Source organism: uncultured Methylobacterium sp., from assembly GCF_964244095.1.
In the GTDB taxonomy this organism is placed as follows: Bacteria; Pseudomonadota; Alphaproteobacteria; order Rhizobiales; family Beijerinckiaceae; genus Methylobacterium.
Window position 1 is genome coordinate 1 of record NZ_CAXTHR010000186.1, and the last position, 7,259, is coordinate 7,259.

At 73.9% G+C, this 7,259-nt stretch carries 8 protein-coding genes; all 8 read right to left on the bottom strand.

Annotated elements, in window-relative coordinates; translation table 11 throughout:
- A partial coding sequence (locus ACFE86_RS20260; protein ID WP_375457125.1) for a phytoene desaturase family protein occupies positions 1–695 on the bottom strand: 695 nt, incomplete at its 3' end.
- 23 nt (positions 696–718) lie between these two features.
- A complete protein-coding gene (locus ACFE86_RS20265; protein WP_375457126.1) occupies positions 719–1,639 on the bottom strand; it encodes a type 1 glutamine amidotransferase in 921 nt (306 codons plus the stop codon).
- 101 nt (positions 1,640–1,740) lie between these two features.
- Positions 1,741–2,940 (bottom strand): ABC transporter permease, encoded by a 1,200-nt coding sequence (locus ACFE86_RS20270; protein WP_375457127.1) that lies wholly within the window; start codon positions 2,938–2,940, stop codon positions 1,741–1,743.
- Positions 2,937–3,923, bottom strand: a complete 987-nt coding sequence (locus ACFE86_RS20275; protein ID WP_375457128.1) for an ABC transporter ATP-binding protein — start codon at positions 3,921–3,923, stop codon at positions 2,937–2,939. The genes ACFE86_RS20270 and ACFE86_RS20275 overlap by 4 nt, the downstream gene beginning before the upstream one ends.
- 8 nt (positions 3,924–3,931) lie before the next feature.
- Positions 3,932–4,324, bottom strand: coding sequence for a DUF2141 domain-containing protein (locus ACFE86_RS20280; protein ID WP_375457131.1), 393 nt, complete (start codon positions 4,322–4,324; stop codon positions 3,932–3,934).
- An 89-nt stretch (positions 4,325–4,413) separates the two neighbouring features.
- Positions 4,414–5,991 (bottom strand): phytoene desaturase family protein, encoded by a 1,578-nt coding sequence (gene crtI, locus ACFE86_RS20285; RefSeq protein ID WP_375457129.1) that lies wholly within the window; start codon positions 5,989–5,991, stop codon positions 4,414–4,416.
- 81 nt (positions 5,992–6,072) lie between these two features.
- Entirely contained in the window at positions 6,073–6,876 is an 804-nt protein-coding gene (locus ACFE86_RS20290; RefSeq protein WP_375457132.1) for a TrmH family RNA methyltransferase, read from the bottom strand.
- A gap of 50 nt (positions 6,877–6,926) precedes the next feature.
- A partial coding sequence (gene croR, locus ACFE86_RS20295; protein ID WP_375457130.1) for a 3-hydroxybutyryl-CoA dehydratase occupies positions 6,927–7,259 on the bottom strand: 333 nt, incomplete at its 5' end.

Here is a 7,259-nt window from a genome sequence, read left to right on the forward strand (position 1 = left end):
CCGCCCATCGGGTACCAGACGCCCTCGGCGGTCTGCATGTGTGCGATGGCGCAGAGCACGGCGGGCGCGCCGTAGGGCGAGGAGCCGACATACTGCACGAAGTGGTCGAGCATCTGGGCGAGCCGAGCGTCCTTGACCTTGCCGCGGATGGTGCTCGCCACCGAGGCGTGCATCCGCAGGGCCAGCACGTCGCGGAGCGTGCCGGGGTTCAGGTTGGCGCGGATGTTGATCGTGTCGAACAGGTCCTCGACCGGCTTCCAGAAGAAGAATTTTTCCGAGATGTCGTGCAGGTTCTCGGAGACCGCGAGAAATTTCTTGTACCCGTCGCCCGCGCCCGTGCCGGGGGCGAAGCGGTCCATGTCGGCGGCCATGCGGGCGACGCCCTGCATCAGGTCGATGCGGGTGCCGTCGTCGAAGAAGCAGCGCCATTGCGGGTCGAGGCGGCGCAAGTCGAGGTAGTCGTGCAGGTTCCGGCCGGCCTCCGCGAAGATGCGCTCCAGGACGCGCGGCACGGTGAGGATCGTCGGCCCCATGTCGAAGCGGAAGCCGCCCTCGTGCAGCACCGCCGCCTTGCCGCCGAGCCAGTCGTTCTTGTCGTAGACCGTCACCCGGTGGCCGCGCGCCGCGCTCACGCAGGCCGCGGCCAGCCCGCCCAACCCGCTGCCGACCACGGCGACCGAGGAATCCTGGCTCATCTGCAACGTCGCTCCCCGCCGCTTCATCCGGCCAAGGCGAAGCTAGAACCGCCGCCGGCCCGGTCAACGCGCCACCCGGTCGCGGCCGTGCGCCAGCTTGCCTGCGCCGTGGACAAGTTGTCCAGGAAGTTCGCGATCTCGCGGCGGCGGTGGCGTGCCTCCAGCACGTCGGGGCCGAGGCCGAGGCGCCACGCGATCGTGCGGCGTTCGGAGTCCGGGGCATCGTGAAGCGCCGCGATCTCGGTGCAGAGCGAGGCGACCGCGGCGGCGTCCGTCGCGAGGCCCGCGGCGATCACGTCCTCGGCGCTCGCGCGCAGCATCGCGGCGAGTTCGTCGAGGTCGGTCTCGGGATGGTACTGCGTTCCCTGGAACAGGCCGGCACGGTGCCGGATCGCGATCGCCTGCACGTCGAGCAGGGCGTTCGCGGCGAGCACCAGCGCGCCGGGCGGCGGCACGATCACGGCGTCGAGGTGGATCGCCGGCGCGTCCCAGGCGGCAGCGCGGCCGGCGAGCAGCGGGTGGCCGCGCCCGGCCTCCGTCGCGCAGATGCGGCGGGCGAAGCCGTATTCGGGCCCGCGCGGATTGCGTCCGGCATCGCCGCCGGCCACCGCGGCGGCCACCTGCATGCCCCAGCACGAGCCGAAGCTCGGGAGTCCGGCCTCGAAGGTCGCGCGCATCAGGTCGAGCTGGCGCCGCACCGCGGGGACGTCCTCGCCGACGCGCAGGCTCGACCCGGTGAGGATCAGGCCGTCGAAATCCGCGAGCCCGGCCCCGTCCGGCAGGGCGGCATCCGCGTCGGCCGGGTTGAACGGGATGCAGGTCGCGCCCGGCATCAGGTCGGCGACCACCGCGGCATAGGCCGCCGCCGTGGTCCGCCCCGCCGTGGCGATGCGCATCGCGCGGCCTTCGCGGTCGTTGCCGTCGGCGATCAGCAGGCGCAGCATCCCGGTCCTTCGCGTTCGATGGGGCGGCGTCTGTGCCCGAACCGCCGCTCCGCGTCGCGGCGACGCCGCGACGCGGGGCCTTCGGCCGCGCTCGCGCGCCGTCACGCCATGCGCCGCGAGACCAGCCCCAGCGCCGCGCCGAGCCCCGCGAGCGCGACGGCCAGGAGCACGCCCCAGGCGGTCAGCGAGGCCGGGATGCCGTCGCCCAGCGCGCCCTGATACGCCTCGATCGCCCAGGCGTTCGGGGTGAGCCAGCCAGCCTGCTGCAGCCAGGGCGGCATCAGGAAGCGCGGCACCATGCTGCCGCCGACCGCCGAGAGCAGCAGCACGCCGAAGGTCGAGGCCAGATGCGCCTGCTGGCGGGTCGCCGCGGCGGCACACGCCGCGAGCGCGAGGCCGGCGGCCATCGCCGAGACGAGGAGGCAGGTGAGGAGGAAGGCCGGCCAGTGCGGGCCGATCTCGACGCCGTAGAGGAGGGCGGCGGCCGCGAAGATCAGCCCGGCCTGGACCACGCCCTGCACCGTCAGGAAGCCGAACTTGCCGAGCACGATCACCGCCAGGCCGCCCGGCCCCGCCATCAGCCGGTCGGCGAGCCCCGAGGCGCGCTCCTCGGTGAGCGACATCGCGCCCTGCATCGCGGCAAACAGCAGGAACACCGCGGTGATCGCGCCCGCATAGTAGCTCACCCGCTCGTTGGCCGCGCCCGACGCGGTGCTGCGGCGCTCGACCAGCGCGGCGAAGCTGAACGGCTCCTTCCTGGCGCGCTGCTCGGCGAACGCCTGATCGAGGAACGCGCGCTCGTCCGGACCGATCTTGCCGCTGTGCTCGACGTCGGCGACGATCCGGGACAGCACCACGTCGGGCAGGGCTTCGTTCAGCACGCGCTGGAGCTGGCCCAGCGCGATCGGGGTAGCGAGCGCCTTGGCCGGGTTCTCGACCAGGACGACCGGCTGCCCGGCGGGCGCGCCGCCGGCCGCCGCCGCGAGGTCGCCGCGCAGCACGAGCGCGACGTCGACCGCGCCGGCGCGCACCGCCGCGACGATCCCCGGCAGCGTGGTCTCGCGCAGCCGCGTGACGCGCAGCGACGGGTCGGCTTCGAGGGCCGTCATCAGGCGCCCGGTGGTCGCGGTACCCGCGAGGTCGGCCAGCCCGAGATGGATGCGGATGCGGTCGCCGACCGCGCCGGAGAAGATCGCGGCGAAGATGACGAAGATCACCGTCGGCAGGACGAAGGCCATCACCAGGGCGGCCCGGTCCCGCACCAGGCTCAGCAGCATCACGCGGAAGGCTGCGCCGATCATCGGATCGCTCCCCCGGTCAGCCGCAGGGCCTCGGCGGGGCGGAGAACCACGGCGTCGTCGTGGAGGGCATCGAGGTAGAGGGCTTCGAGGCCCGGGGCGCGCACGCGGACCTCGGAGGCCGGCACGCCCTGCGCGCGCAAGGCGCCGAGCAGCGCCGCCCCGTCGAGGCCCTGGCCGGCGCGGCTCGCGGCCCGCCACACCAGGGGCGTCTGCGAGGGCGCGAACCCCGCGCGGCGCAGGGCAGCCTCCGCCGGAGGGCCGGGGGGGAGGCTGAGCGCGACCTCGTGCTCCGGGGCGCCGGCGCGAAGCTGCGCCAGCAGGTCGGCGAGCGCGCCTTCCCGGACGATCCGGCCCTGCGCCATGAAGGCGACGCGGTCGGCGAGGCGCTCGGCCTCGGCGAAGTCGTGGGTCGCGACCAGGATCGCGGTGCCGCCCGCGCGCAGGCGGCCGAGCACGGCGTGGATCGCAGCGCGTGCCACGAGATCGACCCCTTGCGTCGGCTCGTCGAGGAGCACGAGGGCCGGGCAGCCCATCAGGCTCGCCGCGATGTTGACCCGGCGCTGGTAGCCGCCCGAGAGCAGGCCGACGGGGCGCGCTTCCATCGCGGCGATGTCGGTGACCGCCATCGCCTCGGCCACCGCCTGCGCGCGACGCCGCCGGCCGATCCCGGCGAGCTGCGCGAACACGCCGAGGTTCTCGGCGACGGTGAGGCGCGGATAGAGCGCGATCTCCTGCGGCACCCAGCCGATCGCCCGGCGCGCGGCGCGGACCCGGAACGGGTCCTGCCCGCCGACCCGCACGGCTCCGGCCCCGGGCGCGAGGCGGCCGGCGATCAGCCGCATCAGGGAGGTCTTGCCCGCGCCGTTCGGCCCTAGCAGCGCCAGGGTCTCGCCGGCCCGGAGCGCGAGATCGACCCGGTCGACGACCCGCCGCTCGCGATAGGCGAGCACGGCGCCGGCGAGGCGGACCAGGGGCTCCGCCACGGCGGGACTCAGTGGCGTGGCAGGGCGCGGGCGAGCCGGAGGCGCAGCGCGGTCCCCGGCTCGCGGAGGGTGAACGCGGCCTGGGCGAAGTCGGGCCGGGCCTTGCGCCCGACGGCACCGGAGAAGCCGTAGGGCTCAAGCGGCAGACCGAGCCCGGTGCGGTCGAGGCGGCCGTTTCCGTTCAGGTCCTGGAACGCCGCGACGGCGTAGGCGCCCGACGTCACGTCCTTGAAGACGACGTGCAGCGCCCCGCCGCGGACCGGCGCGTCCTGCCCGCGGGCGCAGTCATCCTCCGACAGGCCGCCCTGGCAGAGCGCCACGTAGACCGAACCGCCGGGCTCGGCGCCCTCGACCTCGACCTCGACGGTGGCGGCGCGGGCGGAGGCGAGACCCGCCAGCATCGCCGCCAGAGCGAGGACGACCCGGTCCGAACGGCCGCGGCCTGCCGCCCAGGACGGGCCAAGCGAGAACGGGCCGGGGCGGCAGGCTGTCACGAAACCTCGCCGCCGGCAGCGAGTGCTGCCGTCTCCGGCACGCCGGACGTCGCGGCGACGCGGGCGCCGGCGAGTTCCTCGATCAGCAGGCGGGCCGAGATGCGGGCGCCCTCGTAGATCACCGGGAGGCCGGAGCCCGGATGCGTCCCGCCGCCGACGAGGTAGAGGCCCGGCCCGAACCGGTTGTGGGGGCGGAAATAGAGCATCTGCATCAGATCGTGGGCGAGGTTGAAGGTGGCGCCCTCATAGACGGAGAACCCGTCCTGCCACTCGACCGGGTCGACGATGCGCTCGTAGCGGATGCGGCTCTCGATGTCGGGCAGGCCGAGGAGCTTCAGCCGTTCCAGCACCAGGGCGCGGTAGGACGCCCGCGTCGCCGGCCAGTCGATCCCCGCCTTCAGGTTCGGCACAGGCACCAGCACGTAGAGGGCGGTGTGGCCCGGCGGCGCCATGCCGCCGTCGGTGTAGCCCGCATGCTGCACGTAGAGGGAGGGCTGCATCGGCAGCGTGCCCTCGGTAATCTCGCGGATGTTGCGCTCGTATTCCTCGGCCAGCAGGATCGTGTGGTGCCCGAGCTTGTCCGGCACCGTTCCCTCGATGCCGAGATACATCATGAAGGTCGAGCACGAGAGCCGCGCCTTCCCGATCTTGGCGTCGCGCCAGCGCGGGCGGCGCGCTTCCGGCACCAGATCCTGGATCACCTTGGCGAAGTCGCCGTTGATGACGACCGCGTCGGCGGGGAAGGTCTCGCCGTCCGCGACCACGCCGTCGGCGCGCGCGCCGTCGAAGGTGACGCGCTCGACCGCGGTCCCGAGGCGGAGGTCGACGCCCATGCGGCGGCACAGGCCCGCCATCGCCTCCGAGACGGCGCCGCAGCCGCCGACCGGGTGGTAGACCCCGTGCTCGTATTCGAGAAACGACAGGATCGTGAACAGGCTCGGGCAGCGGAACGGCGACATGCCGAGGTATTTCGTCTGGAACGCGAAGGCGAGGCGCACCCGCGGGTCGGCGAAGTAGCGCCGCAGCTCCCCGTCGACGCTGCGGCCCGGATGCAGGTAGGGGAGGGCGCGCAGCATGCCGGGGCTCGCCATGCTGCGCAGCGTATGGAACGCCTGCTGCAGGATGGGTTTGAAGAACTTCAGCTTCACCCGGTTGTCGGCGAAGAACTTCTTGACGTTCCTGGCGTCCTCCGGGGCGATGCGGGCGACCTCCGCTTCCAGGCGGTCCATGTCGCCGGTGGCGCGGATCTCGCCGCCCGCCTCGAAGACGAGGTGGTATTGCGGATCGAGCCGTTCGAGCTTGACGTGGTCCTCGAGCCGCTCGCCGCAGGACGTGAAGATGTCGGCGAGGATCTGGGGGTAGAGGAAGAACGTCGGGCCGATATCGAACTTGTAGCCGCCCGGCGCCTCAACCGTCTTGGTGCGGCCGCCGACCTGGCCGTCCTTCTCGAACAGCGTGACGTGCAGGCCGGCCCTGGCCAGCAGCAACGCGGTGGCCAGGCCGCCCGGCCCGGCACCGACGACCACGACCCGACGCCCGGACAGCGTCCGCAGGCCCTCCCGTGACTGAAGCAACGCGACCGACTCCTCACAAAAACCGCGGCGAACGGGCGGCCCCGCGCGGTCCGCCATCTGCCAAGCTAGCTTGACGCGGGTTCACGGCAATTGCAGCCCTTTGTCGCGCGCAAGGTCGTGATCGCGCACAAGCCGCTGCCCTGCGCCGGCGATACGATGCAGCGCGATCGCGCCGGCGACGGCGACGTTGAGGGAATCGACGCCCGAGGCCATCGCGATGCGCAGGCCGCGCATCCGCGCCAGCAGGGCGGCCGGCAGGCCGGGGCCCTCGGTGCCGAGCAGCAGCAGCACCCGGGGCGGCGGCGCGAATGCGGCCAGATCCTCCGACGCGCCGGGGCTGAGCGCGACCGGCACCAGACCGAGCCTCTCGGCGACGCCGAGCCAGTCGCCGCCGGGATCGAGCCGGGCGAACGGCACCGTCAGCGCCGCGCCGGCCGAGACGCGGATCGCCTTGCGGTAGAGCGGATCGCAAGCTCCGGCGTCGAGCAGGACCGCGTCGGCGCCGAACGCGGCCGCGTTGCGGAACACGGCGCCGACGTTGTCGTGGTTGGTCAGCCCGGCAAGCCCGACGACCAGCGCCGGGGCGGGGCCTGCGGGGACGACGCCGTCGGCCGCGGCCTCCTCGCCGCGGATGCCGACGGCGAGCACCCCGCGGTGGATCGGGAAGCCCGCCACCGCGCTCATCACCCTTCGCTCGGCGACGTAGACCGGCGGCCGTCCCGGACAGGCGTCGAGCGCATCGGACAACCCGGCGACGCGCTCGGGCAGGAGCAGGATCGATTCGGCCCGGAAGCGGGCGCGGCCCGAGAGCAGCCGCCGCAGCGTCACTTCGCCCTCGACGATGAAGCGGCCGGCGCGCCCGATCAGGTCGCGCTCGCGCATCATGGCGTAGGGGCCGAGCCGCGGGTCGGCGGGGTCGGCGATCGGCTCCGGGCTCACGAGGCGGGGCGGCCGCCCATCCGGACCGCGAGCGGGTCGGCCTCGGCCCGGGTCGGCACCTTCACCAGGGCCTCGCCGTCGAGCACGACCTCGCCGGCCACCGAGCAGGTGCAGGTGAGGCGGGCGCGGCGGCGCTCGGGAACGAGTTCGGCCACCTCCACGGTCACGTCGACGGTGTCGCCGATGCGCACGGGCGCGCGGAAGTTCAGGGTCTGGCTGATGTAGACGGCGCCGGGGCCGGGCAGCCGCGTGCCGAGCACCGCCGAGATCAGTCCGGCGGTGTAGAGGCCGTGGGCGATGCGGGTGCCGAAGGGCGTGCGCGCCGCGAA

Coding starts and splice junctions, on each gene's coding strand:
- ACFE86_RS20280 (WP_375457131.1), bottom strand. CDS start 4,324: ATGCTGGCGGGTCTCGCCTCCGCCCGCGCCGCCACCGTCGAGGTCGAG.
- ACFE86_RS20290 (WP_375457132.1), bottom strand. CDS start 6,876: ATGATGCGCGAGCGCGACCTGATCGGGCGCGCCGGCCGCTTCATCGTC.
- ACFE86_RS20270 (WP_375457127.1), bottom strand. CDS start 2,940: ATGATCGGCGCAGCCTTCCGCGTGATGCTGCTGAGCCTGGTGCGGGAC.
- ACFE86_RS20265 (WP_375457126.1), bottom strand. CDS start 1,639: ATGCTGCGCCTGCTGATCGCCGACGGCAACGACCGCGAAGGCCGCGCG.